This is a genomic window from Bacteroides sp. RCH18, assembly GCF_058231005.1.
The window spans coordinates 363,835-387,293 of sequence record NZ_JBIPTC010000002.1 but is presented as its reverse complement, the minus strand read 5'-3'; the positions used below and the strand labels follow the sequence as shown (position 1 = coordinate 387,293).

Annotated in this window: 13 protein-coding genes; 7 read left to right on the top strand and 6 right to left on the bottom strand. The window is 46.6% G+C overall.

Translation table 11 applies throughout. From position 1 onward, the window contains the following. Positions 1-32 precede the first annotated feature (32 nt). Positions 33-2,399 (bottom strand): translocation and assembly module lipoprotein TamL, encoded by a 2,367-nt coding sequence (tamL, locus tag ACHLI0_RS16700; RefSeq protein ID WP_074859259.1) that lies wholly within the window; start codon positions 2,397-2,399, stop codon positions 33-35. Positions 2,400-2,401: 2 nt separating this feature from the next. Beyond that, complete coding sequence (locus tag ACHLI0_RS16695; RefSeq protein WP_490749716.1) at positions 2,402-6,910, bottom strand: translocation/assembly module TamB domain-containing protein; 4,509 nt, start codon at positions 6,908-6,910, stop codon at positions 2,402-2,404. A 246-nt stretch (positions 6,911-7,156) separates the two neighbouring features. Here ACHLI0_RS16695 and ACHLI0_RS16690 point away from each other — a divergent pair, with 246 nt between their 5' ends. After that, positions 7,157-7,528, top strand: a complete 372-nt coding sequence (locus tag ACHLI0_RS16690; RefSeq protein ID WP_258971489.1) for a hypothetical protein — start codon at positions 7,157-7,159, stop codon at positions 7,526-7,528. Next, entirely contained in the window at positions 7,525-8,406 is an 882-nt protein-coding gene (locus tag ACHLI0_RS16685) for an IS3 family transposase (protein ID WP_490750164.1), read from the top strand. The genes ACHLI0_RS16690 and ACHLI0_RS16685 overlap by 4 nt, the downstream gene beginning before the upstream one ends. Positions 8,407-8,755: 349 nt before the next feature. Here ACHLI0_RS16685 and ACHLI0_RS16680 read toward each other — a convergent pair whose 3' ends face one another. From ACHLI0_RS16680 to ACHLI0_RS16665, 4 genes are all read right to left on the bottom strand, one after another. Next, positions 8,756-11,134, bottom strand: coding sequence for an ATP-binding response regulator (locus tag ACHLI0_RS16680; RefSeq protein ID WP_490749715.1), 2,379 nt, complete (start codon positions 11,132-11,134; stop codon positions 8,756-8,758). A gap of 19 nt (positions 11,135-11,153) precedes the next feature. Further along, positions 11,154-12,512: an MATE family efflux transporter gene (locus ACHLI0_RS16675; protein ID WP_055220334.1), complete on the bottom strand. Its 1,359-nt coding sequence runs from the start codon at positions 12,510-12,512 to the stop codon at positions 11,154-11,156. Between the two features lie 84 nt (positions 12,513-12,596). Then, a complete protein-coding gene (locus ACHLI0_RS16670; protein ID WP_490749714.1) occupies positions 12,597-13,835 on the bottom strand; it encodes a M16 family metallopeptidase in 1,239 nt (412 codons plus the stop codon). A 5-nt stretch (positions 13,836-13,840) separates the two neighbouring features. Next, positions 13,841-14,680, bottom strand: coding sequence for a peptidylprolyl isomerase (locus ACHLI0_RS16665; RefSeq protein ID WP_258982841.1), 840 nt, complete (start codon positions 14,678-14,680; stop codon positions 13,841-13,843). Positions 14,681-14,768: 88 nt separating this feature from the next. Between ACHLI0_RS16665 and ACHLI0_RS16660 the strand changes: the two genes are divergently transcribed. From ACHLI0_RS16660 to ACHLI0_RS16640, 5 genes are all read left to right on the top strand, one after another. Further along, positions 14,769-16,142: a sigma-54-dependent transcriptional regulator gene (locus tag ACHLI0_RS16660; RefSeq protein WP_008766933.1), complete on the top strand. Its 1,374-nt coding sequence runs from the start codon at positions 14,769-14,771 to the stop codon at positions 16,140-16,142. Positions 16,143-16,441: 299 nt separating this feature from the next. Next, positions 16,442-17,911, top strand: a complete 1,470-nt coding sequence (locus ACHLI0_RS16655; RefSeq protein ID WP_490749713.1) for a sulfatase family protein — start codon at positions 16,442-16,444, stop codon at positions 17,909-17,911. A 5-nt stretch (positions 17,912-17,916) separates the two neighbouring features. Next, complete coding sequence (locus ACHLI0_RS16650) at positions 17,917-19,299, top strand: alpha-L-fucosidase (RefSeq protein ID WP_490749712.1); 1,383 nt, start codon at positions 17,917-17,919, stop codon at positions 19,297-19,299. Between the two features lie 10 nt (positions 19,300-19,309). Then, positions 19,310-21,391: a Sip1-related alpha-galactosidase gene (locus ACHLI0_RS16645; protein WP_490749711.1), complete on the top strand. Its 2,082-nt coding sequence runs from the start codon at positions 19,310-19,312 to the stop codon at positions 21,389-21,391. 17 nt (positions 21,392-21,408) lie between these two features. Then, positions 21,409-22,965, top strand: coding sequence for a sulfatase (locus tag ACHLI0_RS16640; RefSeq protein ID WP_490749710.1), 1,557 nt, complete (start codon positions 21,409-21,411; stop codon positions 22,963-22,965). Positions 22,966-23,459: the final 494 nt, after the last annotated feature.

Here is a 23,459-nt window from a genome sequence, read left to right as displayed (position 1 = left end):
ATTATTCACTAAAATCGTACAAAAATCATTCATTAGAACGGGTAACCGATAGCAAAATGTATTCCCAGATTCTTAAAGAAAGCTCCGGTTACATTATAATAGCCGCTACGATCCGTATCATAAGGCAGATGCAGAGGAATACCGAAGTCGAGACGGAATACGAGAATATCCATATCATAACGGATACCGACACCGGTTCCCAAAGCTATTTGTTTAGGGAAAGTCTTCAGACGCAGTTGTGAATCGGGACGTGCTTCTTTTCCATCAGCCAAAAGCTTTCTGTCTTTGCGCAACAACCACACATTTCCTGCATCCAGAAAGGTAGCTCCCCAAAAGCTCTTGAAAATACGGAAACGATATTCCACATTCGCCTCAAAGCGGAATGTACCGGTCTGATCCAGATAGGAATATTTTCCCTCTTCCGGATGATAACCGCCCGGACCGACGCTGCGCACTGTAAAAGCGCGGATACTATTGGCACCACCTACATAAAATTGTTCACTATAGGGAGCTATCGTAGCGTTGCCATAAGTAAACAGTGCACCTACTGCCACCCGACTGGCTATCGCATTATTCTTATCTATGTTCCACAAATGACGCAACTCCGTATTCAACTTCACAAACTGTGCAAACGGAGCACCTAATAAACTTTTATCTTCTTCATTGAACGGCTTGCCAAAAGCACGGTAAATAAGGGAAGTGATATTACCCGCCGAAGTGACGGTAGACTGCCACCAGATAGGGTTCTTTATCCTGCGAACCGAAGCATTGTCATACGTATACGTATATTCCATCGCCGGAATAAACTGATTCCTAAGACTGACATACAGTGCAGGATTAGCTTCAGCTATCTCTTTAAATTCCGCAGACTGATGCTGCAAGACATTAAATGTCAGTTTAAAAGGAGTAATACTATGCCGGCTGGTACGGGAGGGCTGGAAATCGTATGTAGCATTGCCGCCAAAGGACAGCAGTTTATAATACTTTGCCCGGTTCAGCTGGTTGATATACAGACGGAAGGTCGTCGTGGCCGGGAAATCAAACTCCCTTTTACCCAGATGCGGGAACACGACTCTCGGGAAAGTCAGAGAAGTAGAAAGCCCCATTTCCCAACTGTTCATCAGTGAACTCTTCTCACCGCCTCCGGTCTGCCATTCATAAGAGCCTTTCAGTTTTACGTTCCAGCTTTCACCACCTCCGAATACATTATTACGGGTGACACCGAAAGATGCACCAGGACCGGTCTGGTCATTACTCTTCGTTACTACATTCAGTTCCAGTTCCGCATCCAACGGTTTGGCAAACGTAGCCTGCATAGTGACATCCAGTGTATCACAAGCCGCTGTCGTATCTCGGGGAGCATATTGCATATCCATATAGCTGAATATACCGAGCTGACTCAATTTCTCCTGCACCTGCTCCTGCCGGTACTGGCTATAAAGGCGGGTACGGTTGGAAGCCCTCATCTGTTTGCTCCGTACAAACTGCTGATAGTTCATCCATCGATAGAGCATATTCGGACGGACCTGCAATTTATCATAATAGTGGATATTCAGATTCTTGTACAAGATACTGTCATTAGGTGCCTCGCCATTCTTTCCGAAGAGATAGACCGAAGCATCTCCTACATAGTAAGAACGTTGAGCGGCAGCCGGTAATCCCGGAAGAGGAATCAGACGAAGACTGATATGTCCGCCGGGAACCAAGGTTGTATCCGCCTGATAGGTCATATAGTCCGGACGGAAGTAGAAATATCCCCGATTACGCAAAAGGGTACTGATACGGGAACGTTCTTCATCCAAATCCACCACATTAAACTGTTCGCCGGGGGTGATATAAGACATACGACGTCCGCGTTCCATGATCTTCAGAGTCTGGGGAGTGAAACGCTGATAATACACAGTATCTATGAAATAAGGATTCTTCATATCTACCGTATAAAGCAGACTTGCTTTCAGACTATCTTTCTTATCGACCAAGGTCTCGTAAGTCACTTTTCCATTGAAATATCCGTAATCACGGAGCAGGTTAGTGGCCACCTTGACACGTACTTCGGGGTTGACAGTAGAAATAAAGACAGGCGGATTGGCGGCAAAGCGGTTAAACATCCACTTACCGAATCCTTTCTTGTATTTCACGAAGTCATTATACATCCACATTTTAAAAGGAATAGGCAGAAAACCTCCCAACAGAGTAGTACTGGGAGTTTTGGCAAGTGCCGCATTGATTTCCGTCAAAGCAGTTTCACCAACCCGTGTCGATGATTTATTGACAATCACCGTTTTTCCTCCGGTATAGAGTATTTCATCTTCGGGCAGATGTTTCGTCACCGAACACGCCGAGAACAACACTATACCTATAAGACAGCCTGCTAATATGTTAATACGTATATCTTTCATTCTTACTTCTTTTTCTTAAAGATGAACAGTTCACTGAGTTTATCCAGTTTCTTGCGAAGTACCAGACCGACTCCGGTTTCCGTAATCTCGCCTTCGAGTACACTCTCATAGTTCTTATCGTAGAACAAACGGACATAACGGGTTCCCGTACGGTCCAGACGATATTCCAAAGAGATATTGTCAATGAAGGATTCGGCATCATTCGTCGCATTTTCGCCCGTCGATACCTTACCGCCGATTACAATCTGGAAGCGGTTATTGAAGAGGCGCTGCGAATAACGGAAACTGTAATCCGTACGCTTGCCGCCAGTATCCGAGGCGTCATGATCTTCGACACCCACAGAGACGCTGGCATTCTTCAGGTTACCCATCAGTGAATTTATCTGACTGCTCAGTACGGAGTTCAGGGCAGAACCCATATTCAGCTTGCCAAGTCCGCCGCCTCCACCGCCGATCGGTCCGGTGCCGAGATAGGTTTTCATCAACATGATATAAAGTGCCTGTTTTCCACGTTCTTCCGCTCCCATTGCTGTCAGTTCATTCTGTATGGTCGCATCTTCCGGGGCCGCTACGTCGAAAGCAAAAGACAGGTTGTCCAACCGGTTCTTTACGACAATGGAAACGTCAAAGTTAACCATTCTCGTTCCTCCGTTCTCTCCTTCGGATACAGAAGCACGGATACGGTCGGTTGCCTTGAAATTCAGCATGGGGTCCATCGGGTTTCCGGTCCAATCTACATAGCTGCCGTTATCAATGGCAAATTCCTTGACTGCAATGATAGGCAGAGAATACTTCATCAGTCCACCGCTCAGTGTGTAACGTCCGGTCAATGTCAGGTCTCCCTGTGGAGTGTATTTCATCGAAAGATCGCCGCCTCCTTCCAGTTCGATACGATTGTCACTGGCATCCAAGTCCACTTTCACCCTGACTGAAGGGTCGATATGAACCATCATCAGCATATCCAGCCCACCTAAAGATACGGTAGGCACTTCCTGGCGGACAACTGTCGTAGTATCACTGAATGAAGTAAATGTCACCAGACTTCCCAGACGATCCTGTACGGTCAGCGGTGAATCGGTCAGTACATACGAGACATCCGTATTGCCCAGCAGATTCAGGTTTCCACGCATATTCAACCCGTCCAACGGGCCTTTTATGGTTGCCCGCAAGTCCGCAAAGACTTTTCCGTAGACAAGGCTTTCGCGGGTACGCTTCGCATTCAACAAGGTATAGTTTTCCGCCAGCAGATTCAGACTCGCCATCGGTCGGGACATATCACGGAAATCGACATAACCGTCGATCGTAAACGGATTCTTTCCTGTGGTGTAGATGGCGAACTTATCAAATATCAGACGATTGTTCTTCAACTGCACAGGACGGTTATCAAACAGGAAGTTAGCACCATACTGGCGTGACAGGACAGATACGCTGTCCAGTATCAGTTCGCCGTTTATCAATGGCTGCTCGGTACTGCCTGTTATATTCAGGTCACCGTCCATATCACCGGCAAGCGTAACCAGCCCGTCGGGAATAAAGGCGTTGGCAATACGAAGCGGGAAATGTTCCAGCGTCGTATTTACTTCCAGGCTATCCTTTCCCGTCGAAGTAGGGAGCAGCTTGCCATCTGCTATCAGCACTTCTACCTTATCATGATTCAGATAAGCGTTGAGGTATTGTTTTCCCTGTTCGCCCGGTAGCCATGTAGCTCCCAACGTAATATCACCAATGCGCTGGCGTTCATAAGTCAGTTCATCAATGGATGCTTCCGCAGAGAGCTGAAGGTCTTTTTCGGTCTGTATGTAGTGTGCTTCTGCCGAGAACAATCCGGTGATTTCGGGGAAGTAAGGCAGTACGCTCGTTATTTCATCCAAGCGGATTCTCCGGATTTCGACATCGATATTCTGCAAAGAGACCGTATCTCCCTGTACCGAATGCACACGGAATCCCATACCTTCATCATCCCACATATCCACATTGGCATACACGCGCATATTCTTATGTAGATAAATCCAGTTATGATCTTCGTTGAAATGGAATTTACGGAACGCAATAATCGGTTCTTCCGGAATCAGTGTAAAAGCGAGTCCATCCCCTTTTCCACGTCCTCCAACGAGCGGACGGGCATTGACTCCGAGCAACACACCGGTTTTCCCCTTTTCGTTCTTATATTCTGCCAGCAGCTCGGCATCGCGGTCGCGAATCTCGCCTGTCAGAATAGTGGAGAAGGAAAACTGGGGATTCTTCGGTCCGTTGATTACTCCGGCACGAAGGTTCATACGGGTAGTATCTTGTTTGACGGTGAAAAAGACCGTATCCAGTTGCAAGGTATCCACTTTCAAAGCATGGATGGCTGCTTTTCCGTTGATTCCCCAATCGGGAGCAGTGCCGAATTTCATGGAAGCATCATGGAACGATATATTCTTCATTGCCATATAGTATGCCAACGGATTCTCCTTTCCTGCCGAGAAAGAGAAAATGGCCGATGGCAATGCTTCACGCAAAGCAGCATGATCCAAGAGTTTTTCATCCACCTGCTTCATCAACACATCTACAAAATGGGTAGACTGACGAATCAGAGGATATACACCGGCACGGGCACTCAGATTCAGTTTCATATCACCGGCGGTGAAATGAGTGAAAACACGGTTCTGCCGTGCCTCTCCGCTTAAATTGAATGCCAACGGACGCTTCATCGGCTTGGGCATAAGTCCCAGTTCGTACAAATCAAGCTGAGTAACGTCAATTGTCACTTTACCGTCCGGATAGCTATGAGCTAAATTATATTCTGCATCCGCCGTCATTTTCAAGAGTTCATTATCACTCGTAAGCTGAGCCGTTGCCAAAGCACCTTTGAGATTTCCCGTCAAATGAACATTCGAAAGATGATAGCGGGCGTAATGAAGCTGGTCCAAAGAAAGATTCAGATTGGCTAAAGAATGGAAGGACATGACATCCAGCCCTCTTCCCTTGGCATCTGCCGAAAGAGACAGTTCATAAATCGAGTCTTTCGGGAGAAAATGATGCAGTTGCAGATCGTTTATTTTCAGATCGGCCGTATAAGCCTCTGTCGAACTATTTAATGCGGCATTTACATTCATGCTGCCCTTGCCTTCTCTCAGATCGAGTTTTGCTTTATACTGCGGGCCGTTCATCTCCATCTTCATCTTGAGACTCATACTGTCGGGAATTACCAAAGAGCCATCGGGTGTGACTCCGGTCAATCCTGTCAGGAAGTTCAGATTCCGGGTAACCATATCCAGCCCAATAGTTCCCGAACGAGTCAGACTGTCCGTCAGGTTTTCAAGGATTCCTCCCCCCTTTAGCGAGAAAGCTCCCGGCAAGTCTACTGTGAAGCGCGAAATCTGCATTTCTTTCAGATTCCCATCCGTACCGGCACGGATCACTAACGGACGGAACGGATATGCTTCTTTAAACGTTTGAGGCAGTCCGCCGGCAAAAAGCATCACGTCCTCTTTACCTATATGTGCGTTAAAGCTGGCGGATAAACGTCCTGTCGTCGGGATATTTACGAGTTCCCAATAAGTCTGGGCAGACAGGTCTATTTCAGAATGTGGGGTTTGCAGTTTCAGTTCAGGAATGCGGATGATAGAATCATTCGAAAAGAGTCGCCCTGTCAGTGAAGTAATACTCAGTCCCGAACGCTCTTCCATCGTTATTTCACGAATCACAACGTTCATATTTCTGCCTTCGTAGAGCAGAGAGTCCAATCCGATGCGGATATTCCGGACTGCCATATGAGAGGCGTCAAAACCTTCCGACGGTTGGGCCTCTCCGGTGTCATAACTGGCGGAGGCACCCGACAAAAGGAATTGCTTCAATCCATAAAACTGGTTCTTTAAATCCGCTTTGGCGTCATCAATGGTCGCTTCGCCTATGTACGCCGCCATCTTCATGGAGTCGGCAGGAAGTTTCATACCGAATGATACATTCTTCAACTTCAGTTGATGAAGATTCACCTTCCAGTTCACAGGGGCGGATGCCGTCGTGTCTTTGGGAGTGGTCGTGGTATCAGTCATCAGAAGTTGTATATGAGTATCGGATAGCTCTGTCCGATTAACAACTGCCGTTTCGTTCGATAAATCGACCCCATGACTTTGCAGAAAGAAGCGTCCCAAAACGCCTTTTATCTGCATCCCCTCTATCAGATTGGCTGAATTGACCGCCACCTGACTTAAGGTAACCTCGTCAACTTCGACTTTTCCTTTGAGCAACGGCCATGCCTGTACGCGGACATTCAGGCTTTCCAAAGACAATAAGGTATCCGGCTGCTGTATGACTTCCACCCCTCGTACCAGCAGATTTAATGGAAAACGAAGGTCTATCCGTTCCACCTGAATCTGCATTCCGGTTGCCTTAGAAGCATACGCAGTAACCTCCCGGCGCAAAAGATTCTGAACAGGAGGTATATAAAGTAATACCATCAGTATTACAAAAAGTATTATAGGAGTAAGCAATATCCAGCCCACCCGTCTTATCCATTTTCGTTTCATGCAGGATGTGTCAGTGTAAAAGTGATACAAAGTAAACAAATTACTTTGAAAAAAGGTTTGTCCAAGAGCTAAAATGTGAAAAAGGCGGAGGTTATGGTTACATTTAGCGCAATTTCATCCCGTTCATTCTGTTCATTCGGAAGGTTAGATACTTGTTAAGGCAGCACCTTCCTCACTGTGCTACGAGCTTATGTCTTATACGGATTTAGGTTGACACTCTTTTAGAGGCATAAAAACCGAAAAAATATGCCAAATCAATCTCCTAAGAGTTATTCTGAGACTTTCAAATTGGAAGTCTTAATAGACTATTACACTAGCGGTATGTCAAAGATTTCAACTGCTAAGAAATGGGGTTTAAGTAGTCATTCAGTATTGATAAAATGGCTGCATCAGTACCCTATTGATTCAGATTTACTATCTTTGCCCCCTGAACTAATCTCCGAATTGAAAATGAAGGATGCACCAAAATCCAAGGAACAGCTTCTAGAAGAAGAGGTTCTCCGTCTGCGAAAAGCCCTTGAACTGGAGAAACTTCGTTCTCATGCCTTTAAAAAGCTGATTGAAACCACGGAAAAGGAGGAAGGAATTTCCATCTTAAAAAAAGATGGTGCCAAATAGTCACAGGTCTTCGCGAAGAGTTTCCGGCTATCAGTCTGAAGACTCTTTGCGGACTGTTTGGCAAGTCTTCCCAGGCCTACTACAAGAAACACAAATCTTCTCTCTCACGCAAGCAGATAAGGGAAATGATTGTGGATTCAATCCTGTATTATCGTTCCAAGGATCCTGGCATAGGCGGTTTGAAGCTCCATTACGAGCTGCGTTCCATTTATGGTGGTGATGTGATTGGTGGCAGGGATGCATTCCTTAACTTAATGCGTTCCGAGCGTCTGATGCTACCCCCTAAGAAACCCAGGCATACAACAGACTCGAACCATCTGTACAAAAAATACCCGAATCTGATAAAAGGCGTAACGGCACAATATCCGAATCATATTTGGGTCAGTGACATAACGTATATATGGATTGAAGGTGGCGTGTGTTATCTCCATCTGCTGACTGACATATATTCACATGCAGTTCTGGGGTGGATACTTTCTTCCGGTCTTAATGCCAAATACACTTTACAGGCATTAGAACAGGCTATAGTCATAGCCGGAGGCGGGAATCTATGTGGAACTATCCATCACTCCGACCGTGGCGCGCAGTACGCCTGTGATGCCTACATTCACCTGTTGGTGGAACATCATATACGCGTGAGTATGACTGAATGCTACAATCCCACTGACAATGCTGTCGCTGAAAGGATGAACGGGATTTTGAAAACAGAATGGATATACGGCATGTCATTGTTTAAGGATGAACAGGAAGCACGGGAACAAATCGGAAAAATGATAGAATTCTATAATAATGAACGACCACATATGAGCATCGGCATGAAAAAACCGATAGATGTGTATTACGGTGAAGTACCAGGAAAATCACTGTGGAAAAAATGAAAGGACAGGCATGGAATACATAAATTTATTGTATTTTTGTTTCACCGAGAACCGGAGAACATTTGGGTTTGTCCATTATTTTTTTTAATGACAACCTTTGTAGAATAGAGACATGCAAACTAGAAACTTTTTCAGTATAAAATAATAGAATGTAACAACCTTTTTAGTAACCAGCCTCTAATAGTGACAACCATTTTTAGGATAAGACACTTATGCCCGTGCCACTACGTTGGCACGCTTGTGCCACCGCAGTGGCACGACTGTGACATGCCTTTGGCACAACTGTGCCAACAAGGTGGCACAAACATGGCACTATATAGGCTGTTCCAAAGGAGCTGCCGGGAGAGATTTAATGTAAACCGAGACTATACTCCTCAGCAGCACGAACAACTTTACGCACCGCCTCCAAAGCTTCCAGCGTAGTCTTTTCTATTTCTTCGGAGAATTCTTCCCCCCGGCAAGACTCCAGCCATCTTAATGAAGTGACTGACTCAGATGCTCCGATCAAGGTGAAAAGCGGAAGGAGTTTATGAGCCATAGCGGCTATTCCATCCACCTCCCGGTCAGTTAATGCCTGTTGCATCCGGTCGGCATTCTTGCCGGTCTCTTCGATAAAAGTCCGGATAATAGAACACGCCGCTTCCGAATCATCTTCCGAGAAGGCAGTCAGTGCAGAAAAGTTGAATAAAGTATCTTTAGGTAGCGCATCTGCAATCAATTGCATATCATGTGTTATATGCGCCTCATCAGCTGACCTTTGTCCTTCATTCAGAGTTACCAGCAATTCTTTCACCGTAAAAGGTTTGTGCAGGCATCCGGCAAAGCCGTGTTCATGCAAAGCCTTCTCATCCATTTCGCTGCGTGCCGTGACAGCAATGACAGGAATATTGCGGGCTTGCGGAATGTTAGAGGCACGCAATAATTTGACCAGATCAAAACCGTTGATAGCAGGCATCTGTATATCGGTCAGCAGCACATCAAACGTCGAAGAGCGCAGTTGCTCTATCAGCTCTTCCAACTGCTCGCAGCAGACAGCATCGATACCGTGCTGTTTCAACATGGCAGCAGTCAGGTTCAGCTGAATCTTATCATCATCAATCAGAAGCACACGGATCACCTTCATGGCCGGTACGGCATCTGTCTCTTCCGGAGAAACATCTGTTTCTTCCGGAGAAGCATCCGTATCTTTCGACGTTTTCTTGATTCTGCTTCCGAAAGGTTTATTTTCCACTATTGACTTGCCTACCGGAAAAAGTGGCAACACGACAGTAAAGCAACTTCCTTTTCCTAACGTGCTTTGTACATCAATCGTACCTTCAAGCAGAAGAACCAGCTTATGCACAATGGACAATCCCAGTCCGAATCCTTCTTCTCCCTGCGCACCGGGGAGGCGGGTAAATTCCTGGAAGATGCGTTCCCGGTCTTCCGATGCCATCCCTTTGCCGGTATCCGCAACCGCTATTGTCAGCTTCGAAGCGTTATAACCGACAGTTAGTGTGATCTTGCCCTGCTGAGTGAATTTCACCGCATTAGACAAGAGATTATTCACTATCTGCTGAATACGTAAAGGATCACTGATATATTTCTCCGACAATTCCGGAGCGATATGACATTGCAAGACCAAGCCTTTAGCCGCCGTCAGAGGTTCAAAGCAAACACGGATTTCTTCAAACAACTGAGCAGGATTAAAAACAATCCGGTTCACTTCCGCTTTATTGAGGTCAAGACGGTGGAAATCAAGCAAGTCGCTTACTAACTTCAGTAAATGTTCTGAAGAACTTTTCATGTTGTCCAGATAGAATCGCTGCCGTTCATCTTCGGTCAGGCGGGACAAGAGTTCCGTATATCCCATGATCGAGCCTAATGGTGCCTTAAAGTCATGGGTAATGGCAAGCATCAGTTTCTCACGGGCAACAAGCAAATCTTCCGCCCGCTTATTCGCTTCTTCGAGCTGACGCCGATAACGGTTGCTACGAGTAATATCCCGCATAATTAAGATCAGGAAAAAGGCGGATAAAAATACGGCGCCAATGGCGATCCCGGCAATGATATTAGCCGAACGCATCCGCACCTCTTGCTGAAGTTCCGCATCCTGACGGGCACGCACAGACATTTCCTCCTCGTATCCTTTTATCAGACTATCCATTCTTGCGGTCAGCTGTGTATTCATCCGCTGATACCTCGTACTGGTACGCCGGATCGTTCGCCTCCGCTGCAACCGTTTCTCTTCGGTAGCCATGCGAATTTTATGCTGAAGGGAGTCCGCCGACTTGACAGGTTCCAGAATCGTATCGGTGGCAACTTCCAGAGAAGTATTGACCAGCACGGCAGTATCTTTCTTAGAAGGCGCGAACACTTCCCCCAATCGTTTGAAGAAGCCTTTCTTCTTCGGAGTAGTGATCAGAGAATCGCGTTTGGTAATGACCCGGTGTTGTACCCGTTGCTGAGTAATCACCGAGTCCTGCTGTTCTGATATGATTTCTTCAATCTCCGAGGCGGAAAGCAAGCTGTCATTCGCCTCGCTCAGCACCCGCAGCATCTGAAGGGTATTCTGATCTTTCTCATGAAGAAGACTCAGCAGACTGTCTGTCCGCAGATTCTGCTGATCGTCCGCAGCCGACAGCGTCTCCATCTCCTGATGCACAAAGACCAGAGAAAAAAGAAGAATCGCCAGCAGCAATATATAGCCGATGGTTATTTTCAGTTTGGTGGAGCGAAAGGAAGCCATAGGCAATGATGATTTTAAATTATGAATTTTGAATGGAAGGCGGTAGTTTCGTCTTGTGATGGAAACGCCACCATAACATCAGACCGGCACTGGTCAACCCAAAAGGAAATGCCATCCAGACACCTATGATTCCCCACTCCAACACGAATCCGCAGAAATAGCCGACCGGAAGCGAAATAAGGAAATAAGCAATGAAGGCAATCAGCATCATCAGTTTTACATCTGAGATTCCACGCAAGGCATTGGCAAAGGTTATCTGCAATCCATCTCCAAACTGATATACAAGGAACGGAAGGATAAGCGAAGTTACCATAGCCGCCACTTCGGTACTATCGGTAAACCAGCCTCCCAGATAATTGCGGCAGAGGAATACGATGGAAGAAAGCACGACGCCCAACGCCATCATCAAATGAAAACCGGCATAAGCCGAACGACGTACATTGAGTATATCGCCCTGCCCGTTAAAGTTACTCACACGGACAGCCACAGCTGCCCCCATCCCGTAATACATCATAAACGTAAACTGGGAAATAGCCAGCATGACCTGGTGAGAAGCCAGCGCAATGGTACCCAGCCAGCCAATCATCACCGCACTCAGACTGAACGAAGCTGTCTCCATCCCCATCTGAAAAGCAATCGGCCAACCCAGCGAATTCAAACGTCCGAATATAGCCTTCGACCATCCCAGACGATAGAAGCCGAGCTTAAAACGAAGAAAACGCGGACTCCGCATAAAGACAATGATAAAAACGACTACCATCATGATACGCGAGAACAGCGTACTGATACCTGCACCCAGCAAGCCCATTTCCGGCAAGCCCAGCTTTCCGTATATCAGGATATAATTGCCGATAATATTCAGCACATTTCCGCCAAGCAATATCCACATAGCGGTCTTAGTATCCGTAATTCCATCCGTAAACTGCTTGAAGCCATTGAACAGCATCACAAATACGAGCGAAGCCAGCAGAACCAGATAATAAGGTTTTATCAGGGGAATAAGTTCTTCCGGCTGTCCCAGATTTCCTACATTAAAATAAAGGACAGTCATACCGATGGTAAGCAAGAGTGCCACCAACAAATTTGCCAGCAGGCTGTTACGCAACGCCTGTCCTGCCGAAGCGTACTGATGAGTTCCATACAAACCTCCCACGATAGGGGTCAGCCCGTACGAGAAGCCCGTACTGAAAATAATCACCAGATTGAATACATTATTGACGAAGGAAGCAGCACCCAGTTCTATCGTACTATGATGTCCGATCATCAACGTATCGGCAAACCCCAGCACAATAACTCCTATTTGCCCGATTACAATGGGCAATCCGAGAGAAATCAGTGCTTTGTAATGCTCCTTATATATACTATAGATATTTCTCATTTATTTTTCTGTAGTTAATCGCATATTCCGGCAACTCCGCATCCCGCCGTTGCCTCCAATAAATATCCCGCCGGTAAGGAGAAGTCAGGATATTTGTTTCTTATAATAAAGTATCACTCCATTCTCCTTGCGGAAAGCAGACTGAGCTACCTTTTGCAATTGTCCGGCAGTAACGGCGCGATAACGCTCTACCTCCTTTTCCAGATCTTCCGCCCTGCCCAACAGTTCAAACCACGCAAGATTGGTAGCGACATTCAAATAATTGATATTGCCGAATATCTGCGTCGATTCGAATTTATTCTTCACTTTTTCCAGTTCCTGTTCGTCAACAGGTTCTTGCTGCAAACGTTCCAGTTCTTCACGTACGGCCGCTTCCGCCTGTTCCAGCGAAACACCTGCCGCAGGTTTGCCTGAGATATGGAACAATCCGGCATCCACACTACCGGAAATATAAGCGTCGATACTCGAAAACAATTGTTTTTGCTGTACCAGCCGTTGATTCAGACGACTGGAACGTCCGTTGCTCAACAAATCCGACAATATATCAAAAGCGTAATAATCCGGATGCTCATGACTACACATATGATACGCCATGAATAGTGAATCAAGGGGTACGTTACGCTCTACTGTCAACCGTCGTTCTTCTGTCTGCTCCGGTTCCTGCGGCAGATTCCGTTGAGGAACCTCCCTGCGAGGGATGGGACCAAACCATTTTTCCGTCAATGCGACTGCTTCCTCAAAAGAGATATTTCCCGTTACGGCCAGCACTGCATTGTTCGGCGCATAAAAACGGAAGAAGAATGCTTTCACCTCTTCCAGCGTCGCGTTGGCTATGTGCGACAAATCTTTTCCGATGGTAGGCCACTGATAAGTATGTGCCCGATATGCCAGAGGACGCAAAAGATGACCGACGTCTCCGTAAGGCTGATTCAGGCAACGCTGCTTGAATTCTTCCATTACTACTCCACGCTGTACTTCCAGACTCCGTTCACTGAAATCAAGGCTCAGCATACGGTCGGATTCCAGCCAAAAGCCGGTTTCTACATTCTGCCGGGGTACAGTGAGGTAGTAATTGGTTATGTCATTATTGGTCCAGGCATTATTCTCGCCGCCTGCCAGTTGCAGCGGCATATCATAATCGGGGATGTTCACCGAACCTCCGAACATCAGGTGTTCGAACAAATGAGCAAAGCCGGTATGCTCGGGATGTTCATCGCGGGCTCCCACATTATATAATACATTAAGAGCTACCATCTGCGTACTTTCGTCCTGCGAATGTACCAGACGTAACCCATTGTCCAGAATATGCCTGTTGATCTTCATTCTACTTAATCTAGTACTTCTACTTTTACAATCTTCACGTCCTCTTCGGGGCGGTCGCTACGGTCGGTTTTCACCTGCTGAATCTTATCCACGATGTCCATGCCTTCGATTACTTCACCGAAAACCGTATACTCACCGTCCAGATGAGGAGTACCTCCTACAGTCGTATAAGCTTCGATCTGTTCCGGCGTAAAGTGGAATTCCGGTTGCTTGGCAGCTTCTACCTCCGCCTCTGCAAAAAGCTTCTCCTGCAATTCATACAAACCGTTTTCATCGTTTTCCTTCCGCATCTTATAGATTTCTTTCATGTGCTTCTGAGCCAACGTATTGAAAATAACATTGATCTTATTCTCATTCATCTGGCTTTCCATGCCCAGCAATGTAGAGTCGTTGTACACCTTGCCTGTCACAATGTAGAACTGGCAACCGGATGATTCTTTCTTCGGATTGACATTGTCTCCCTGACGGGCAGCAGACAAAGCGCCTTTTTTGTGAAAATACTTCGGATAAACAAATTCGGCCGGAAGGGTGTAACCCACATCTCCTGCACCCAGCATCTTTCCTTTCGGTGCATTCTTTGAATCCGGGTCACCTGCCTGAATCATAAAGTCTTTGATAACACGGTGGAACAGCGTTCCTTCATAAACGCCGTCTTCCGCCAGCTTAATGAAATTATCACGATGTTTCGGCGTCTCATTATACAACTTAACCTTGATGTCTCCCAAGGTCGTTTCAATCTTTACCAACGTTTCGTTGTCCATATTTCCTCCTTTTTTTGTTCCGGTTTTGCAGGCCGTAAGTCCGCAAAACGATATGGTTAATAGTAAGTATGCAATCTTTTTCATAACACTTTTATTTAATTTAAGTTTGCAAATATACTACTTTCGCCCAAATCCTCTTACCTTTGTAGCATTAAAAGAGGCAAAAGAGAGTATGATGAAATCCATATTAATAATAGAAGACGATATCACTTTCGGAATGATGCTGAAAACCTGGCTAAGTAAAAAAGGGTTTGAAGTGTCGTCAGTTAGTAACATTGCCCGTGCCCAGAAGCACATTGAAGGACAAGGGGCAGACTTAATCCTGTCCGATTTACGCCTGCCGGATCACGACGGAATCGATCTTCTGAAATGGATGAACGAAAAAGGAATCGATATTCCTTTGATCATCATGACCGGTTATGCCGATATCCAATCGGCAGTACAAGCGATGAAACTGGGAGCACGCGACTATGTTGCCAAACCGGTGAATCCGGAGGAACTACTCAAAAAGATGTCAGAAGCTTTGCAAGCAAAAGAAGCGCCGACTACGCATACCGCAGCCAAAACTTCTGCAAAGAAAGGTTCTTCCGTTTCGTCCGGAAACGCCACCGAAACCCATCATGCTTATCTGGAAGGAGAAAGTGATGCCGCCAAGCAACTCTATAATTATGTAGGTCTGGTAGCTCCCACCAATATGTCCGTACTGATCAACGGTTCCAGCGGAACGGGAAAAGAGTATGTGGCGCACCGCATCCATCAACTGAGCAAACGGAATGACAAGCCGTTTATCGCGGTAGACTGTGGTTCGATCCCCAAAGAATTAGCTGCATCCGAGTTTTTCGGCCATGTGAAGGGCTCTTTTACAGGAGCACTGACGGACAAGACCGGAGCGTTCGTTGCCGCCAATGGAGGCACTATCTTCCTGGATGAAATAGGAAATCTCAGTTACGAGGTACAGATACAACTTCTCCGTGCCTTGCAAGAGAGAAAGATTCGTCCGGTCGGTTCCACGCAAGAGGTATCGGTTGATATCCGTCTGGTATCCGCCACCAACGAGAATCTGGAACAGGCTATCGAGAAAGGTACTTTCCGTGAAGACCTTTTCCATCGTATCAATGAATTTACCCTGCGGATGCCCGACCTGAAAGAACGGAAAGAGGATATCCTGTTATTTGCCAACTTCTTCCTCGATCAGGCAAACAAGGAACTGGACAAGCATCTGATCGGTTTTGACTCGAAAGCCTCACAAGCCTTACTCAATTATCACTGGCCGGGCAACTTACGCCAAATGAAGAATATCGTAAAAAGAGCGACCTTACTGGCACAAGGCAGTTTCATCACTCTTCTTGAGTTAGGAACCGAATTACTGGAAACAAGTACCGTTTGTTCCGCAAGCATGGCGCTACGCAACGAAGAGACAGAGAAAGAACACATTCTGGAGGCATTGCGCCAAACCGGAAATAACAAGAGTAAAGCGGCACAATTACTAAATATCGACCGGAAGACATTATATAATAAGCTGAAACTATATAATATCGACTTGTAGGTTATCCATCAGTAGTATCTAGATATTTAGAAGGAGATACGCCGAACTGTTCCATGAAGTGCTTCATCCTATTAAACAATATATAGCAAACAAACAAAATTAAGTCAGAACATACAAAAAACGAATAAAGAAATGGACTTATGAATTAAACATGTATGTTGAATGAAAGAAACAGGCATACTCGGAACCACATTGTTTGCGTACATTTGCAGCCATACAACAACCTGATGTACACCTTTTAAATAATATACAATGACCTTAGTTTATCTTAACCTGTCAGACACAAAGGAGAAATTTTTATGATAATGCACATACCAAAGAGTACATATTATCATAAATGGTTCATCGGAGCTACACTCGTCGCTCCGGTTCTTCCGCTTGCCGCCCAGACGTCTCCGAATCTTGTCTTCATCATGGCAGACCAGTATCGGGGGGACGCACTAGGTTGTCTGGGCAAAGAACCCGTAAAGACTCCTTGCCTGGATCATCTGGCTTCCGAAGGAGTCTTATTCACTAATGCAGTCAGCAGTTATCCTGTTTCATCACCCGCCCGTGCCATGCTGATGACGGGCATGTACCCCCTGCATAATAAGGTAACGGGCAACTGCAATTCACAAACAGCGCCTTACGGAGTGGAGCTTCCACAGGAGGCCCGCTGTTGGAGTGATGTACTAAAAGACATGAACTACCGTACGGGATACATAGGAAAATGGCATCTGGATTCTCCTTACAAGCCTTATGTAGACACTTACAACAATCGTGGCAAAGTAGCGTGGAACGAATGGTGTCCGCCCGAACGCCGCCACGGATTTGAATACTGGACAGCCTACGGGACATACGATTATCATCTGAAACCGATGTACTGGGACACGACTGCTCCACGTGACAGTTTCTACTACGTCAACCAATGGGGCCCTGCATACGAAGCGGACAAAGCCATCGAATACATTCAGACACAAAAAGAGAATAAACAACCTTTCGCACTGGTCGTATCGATGAATCCTCCGCATACCGGTTACGAACTGGTTCCCGACAAATACAAAGCCCTATATAAGGATATAGATGTGGAAGCCCTCTGTGCCCACCGCCCGGACATACCCGCCAAAGGAACCGAAATGGGAAACTATTTCAGAAATAACATACGCAATTATTACGCCTGTATCACAGGGGTAGACGAGCAGGTAGGACGTATCATCGAAACCCTCAAAAGCAACGGACTGTTTGAAAATACCATCATTGTATTTACTTCCGATCATGGCATCTGCATGGGAGCTCACAACAATGCCGGAAAGGATATCTTCTACGAAGAAGCCATGCGCATCCCCATGATTATCTCATGGCCGGCAAAGATAAAGCCACGCAAAGACGACCATTTGATGATCGCCTTCGCCGACTTATATCCTTCCCTCCTTTCCCTGATGGGGTTCCGGAAAGAAATACCCGAAACGGTACAGACTTTCGACTTATCCCGCCATATTCTGGGCAAGAGTAAAAAAGAAGTGGTACAACCTTATTATTATGTACAGTTTGACAATCATGCCACCGGATACCGCGGGCTACGTACGTCAACCCACACATTCGCAGTCCACGCAACCAATGGAAAAATAGACGAAACAGTTCTTTACGACCGAACCAAAGACCCATATCAAATGGATAATATTGCCGGACAATCCCCCCGTCTGGTCCGGCAATTCAACAAACAACTCAAGGCATGGCTACTCCATACCAACGATTCATTTGCCCATTATCTCGAAACCGTAACTAAATAAACACCATGAAGAAACTTTGCTATCTCTCTCTTTTTATCCTATACTCAGTTTGCAGCTTCGCACAACAACAGGCTATCCCCGTCCCCAAGCCCCATCAACTTAAATGGCATGAGGCGGAAATGGGAGCTGTCTTCCATTATGACCTGCACGTGTTTGACGGCATCCGCTACGGACAAGGCAACAACCGTATCAATCCCATCGAAGATTACAACATCTTCAACCCGACCGAACTGAACACTGACCAATGGGTACAAGCCGCCAAAGCTGCCGGATGCAAATTTGCCGTACTGACTGCTACCCACGAAACAGGTTTCGGACTCTGGCAAAGCGACGTCAACCCTTATTGCCTGAAAGCCGTGAAATGGAGAGACGGGAAAGGAGACATTGTCCGTGACTTCGTCAACTCCTGCCGCAAATATGGTCTGCAACCGGGCATCTATATCGGTATCCGATGGAACTCCCTGCTGGGCATCCATAACTTCAAGGCCGAAGGAGAAGGAGCGTTCGCCCGCAACCGCCAGGCATGGTACAAGCGCCTGTGCGAGAAAATGGTGACAGAACTCTGCACCCGCTACGGAGATTTATATATGATATGGTTTGACGGCGGAGCCGATGATCCACGTGCCGATGGCCCCGACGTGGAACCGATTGTCAACAAGTATCAGCCAAACTGCCTTTTCTATCATAACATCGACCGTGCCGACTTCCGTTGGGGAGGTTCGGAGACAGGTACAGTGGAATATCCCTGCTGGTCTACCTTTCCCGTCCCCTGCTCACACCATAAACGCATTGAGAGCAGTATCGACCAGCTCGAACTGTTAAAACACGGCGATAAGAACGGTAAATACTGGGTACCGGCAATGGCGGACACTCCGCTACGGGGAGCAAACGGCCGCCACGAATGGTTCTGGGAACCGGATGACGAGAACAACATCTATCCGCTAAACACGCTGATAGATAAATATGAAAAGTCAGTAGGAAGAAACGCCACCCTCATTCTCGGATTAACTCCTGACCCGACCGGATTAATCCCCGCCGGAGACGCACAGCGCCTGAAAGAAATGGGAGATGAAATCAATCGGCGGTTCTCCTCCCCGATAGCCCGCATTTCGGGACAAAAGAAAAGCCTGACACTGAAACTCGGAAAGGAGCAGCCTGTCAATTACTGCATCATCCAGGAAAACATCAAAAACGGAGAACGCATCCGGCAATATCAGATAGAAGCCAAAGTGAACGGTAAATGGCAAACAGTCTGCAAAGGAGAATCTGTAGGGCACAAACGAATCGAAAAGTTTGAACCGGTAGAAGCCACAGCATTAAGACTGACCGTATCCGAATCTGTCGCACTGCCGGATATTATCAACTTCAGCGCCTATTCCGTAAAATAACACAAGAGGCATGAGAAGAATGATCCACATCTGTTTATGGCTATTGACGGGCATCTTTGCGGAAGCATCGCTGTCTGCACAGAACCCGTTTATCTACCATAAAGGGAAGACATACAAAGATGTTGCAGCTTATCGGATGGAAGAAATCATCGACCTGAACACGCATACTCCATCCACCCCCATCTTATGCGAACAACAAGTGCCGGAACACCAAAGCACTCTTTCGTATAAAGTTGCACTTCCTTTGTATGTTCGTGGCATATTCTTCAGCCGTGATTCCCGCCCCGGCGACTATCAATGGCCGAATAACACCAATCGGTTGCTCCCCTGGATGTTCAACCGTCTCGAAGACCTCACACGGAGCGATTATGCAGGCATTCCTTCCAATGCCCTGCCGTCCGCATCGGGCGATGCACTGCTCCTCGAACTCGCAGACGGAGAATATCTGTTCGCCAAAGCCATTGCGGGCAGCAACAGCCTCAGCTGGTTTCAGGTTAATCAGGACGGCACGCTCACGTTGTATGTCTCCACATTAGGAGAAGATGCACTGACCGGCCGACTCCCCCTCCTGATTTTCCGGAAATCTTCATCCGTCTACCATGTATTCAGTGACGCCTACGATTCGTTAATCGCAAAGAAAGCCGTATCTGCCCTCCGCAAAAGAGCGGACAAAGAGTATTTCAATGCCTTTGACTATCTGGGATGGTGTACGTGGGAACATTATCATTATGACATTGATGAAACGAAAATACTGAACGATATCGATGCCATCGAAGCATCCGGCATACCGGTACGTTATGTCTTAATTGACGACGGACACATAGCAAACAAGAACCGGCAACTGACCAGTCTCGTCCCCGACAAAAAACGTTTTCCGAACGGATGGAGCCGCATCATGAAGCGCAAACAAGCAGATAAAATCCGATGGATAGGGCTATGGTACAGCCTTTCCGGCTATTGGATGGGAATCTCTGCCGAGAATGACTTTCCGCCGGAAATCCGGCAAGTTCTACACTCATATAATGGCAGTTTACTACCCGGCACCAGTACAGAAAAGATAGAAACATGGTACGAATATTATGTCCGTACCATGAAGGAGTATGGATTTGACTTCTTGAAGATAGACAATCAATCCTTCACCCTCCCGCTCTATATGGGCGGAACGCAGGTTATCCGACAGGCTAAGGACTGCAACCTTGCTCTGGAACATCAGACACATCGAATGCAAATGGGACTGATGAACTGCATGGCACAAAATGTGCTGAACATTGACCATACCTTGTACAGTAGCGTAACCCGTGCCAGCATCGACTATAAGAAATATGACGAGAATATGGCTAAATCACATCTGTTCCAGTCATATACCAATACACTCATACTGGGGCAGACCGTCTGGCCCGACCACGATATGTTTCATTCCTGCGATACCGTTTGCGGCAGTCTGATGGCACGTTCGAAAGCGATCTCCGGCGGACCTGTTTACCTGTCCGACTCACCAGGCGAATTTATTGCCGACAATATCCGCCCTCTGATTGATGAAACCGGAAAGATATTCCGTCCGGCGGCTCCCGCCGTCCCGACTCCGGAATCCATACTGACCAATCCCCTGCAAAGCGGTAAAGCCTACCGCGTATTTGCCCCTACAGGAGACGAAGCGCTCTCAGTCATTTGCTACAATCTGAACACTTCTCCCGCTTATCGGGAAGTAGAAAGTTTCGTCAAACAGGAAGATTACCTGTTACGGGAAAGCACCGGTAAATCCGCAGATTCTTCTTGCGACAGCATTCTCGCATTCAACTGGGAAAAACAGAGCGCCGAAGTATTGAACGCATCTGAAAGAAAAATAAAGTTATCCGGATTTACAGATAGTCTGTTCCATCTTTGCCCCATCCGTAAAGGCTGGGCAGTCATCGGCATACAAGAAAAATACCTGTCGCCTGCCACCGTGCAGATACTCAAACGTACTACCGATAAGCTGATATTGGATGTCCACTGCACCGGTACATTAAGAATATGGGCAGACTCCCACGGGAACCAGGAATTACGGAGCATACCGATCAAAAAGGCCGGCAGAATTGAAATAAAGAAATAACACTAAATAATTAATCCATGAACAAAAAACTACTTTTCCCCCTCGCACTCGTGCCACTGGCTGCCACCAGCCTGCAAGCACAGAAGTCCGCCCAGACACAACGCGTGGACAAACGCCCCAACATCATCCTTTTCATGGTAGACGACATGGGATGGCAAGACACTTCACTCCCCTTCTGGACACAAAAGACAGATTACAATAAGCTGTACGAAACACCCAACATGGAACGACTTGCCAAACAAGGCATGATGTTCACACAAGCGTATGCCAGCAGTATCAGTTCCCCCACCCGATGCAGCCTCATCACCGGAACGAACGCGGCACGCCACCGCGTAACCAACTGGACGCTGCAAAAGAACACAAAGACAGACCGCAAGGACAAAGTGCTGGATGTGCCGGACTGGAACTACAACGGAGTAAGCCAAGTGCCCGGCACCAACAACACATTCGTAGGAACCTCCTTCGTACAACTACTGAAAGACAGCGGCTATCATACGATTCATTGCGGAAAAGCACATTTCGGTGCCATAGACACTCCGGGAGAAGACCCACACCACTGGGGCTTCGAAGTAAACATAGCCGGACATGCTGCCGGAGGACTCGCCAGCTATCTGGGAGAAGAGAATTACGGTCACAACAAAGACGGAAAGCCAATATCACTCATGGCCGTTCCCGGACTTGAAAAGTACTGGGGTACGGAGACCTTCGTCACCGAAGCATTAACTCTGGAAGCCATCAAAGCTCTGAACAAGGCTAAGAAGTACAACCAGCCTTTCTACCTGTATATGTCCCAATACGCCATCCACGTCCCCTTGGACAAGGACAAACGTTTCTACGACAAATACAAGAAAAAAGGTATGACTGATCATGAAGCCGCATACGCCACACTGATCGAAGGCATGGACAAGAGTCTGGGCGATCTGATGGACTGGCTGGAAAAGAGCGGAGAAGCCGACAACACCATTATCATCTTCATGAGCGACAACGGAGGACTTGCCGCCGAATCGTATTGGCGTGACGGCAAACTGCACACCCAGAATCATCCTCTCAACAGTGGTAAAGGCTCCACCTATGAGGGCGGCATCCGTGAACCGATGATCGTCAGCTGGCCCGGTGTCGTAGCCCCTGGCAGCAAATGCAATGACTATCTGCTGATAGAAGACTTCTATCCTACTATCCTCGAAATGGCGGGCATCAAAAAATACAAGACAGTTCAGCCTATCGACGGCATCAGCTTCATGCCTTTACTGAAACAGACCGGAAATCCCTCCAAAGGACGCAGCCTCTTCTGGAATATGCCCAACAACTGGGGAAACGACGGTCCGGGAATCAACTTTAACTGTGCCGTACGCAACGGTGACTGGAAATTAATCTATTACTATGGTACAGGTAAAAAAGAACTATTCAATATCCCCGATGATATAGGCGAAAGTAATGATCTCAGCGCACAACATCCGGATATTGTGAAACGGCTTTCTAAAGAATTAGGAACCTATTTGAGAAAAGTTGATGCCCAACGTCCTATTGTCAAAGCTACGGGTAAACCTTGTCCTTGGCCGGACGAAATTAAGTAATTATTCACCTGTTTAGTCGGAAATTACATTAATCGTATGAAGGTGTGTCAAAAGTCAGTAGTAACTAAACTCTCCTTCAGGAAGGAGGAGAGTTTAGTTACTACTGACTTTTGACACACCTTCATTATTTTTTTAGTGGAATTTACTACTAAATAAGCATTTTATTTGAAGCAATATTCATTCTCATCAGTAATTTTCTTTCGTTGCACCAAGGTACAACGAATATAGCACTAAGGTGCTTCAACTATTCAACCTAGGTGCAATGACTATTAAACCTAGGTGCAACGAAATAAAAACAGGGTTATAATGGTTAGAGAACCAATATGACCGACTAATAAACAGTAGCAGAACGGTCACTTATTTACTACATTTCAACTCACTGTCACTTAAACATAAGTTCATTGTATCACAACCATTCTTTCATTACTTATTATTACCTGCATAGCAAAGCACACTATTGTGGAATAATTCCACACTCCCTGCCCCATTTTCCA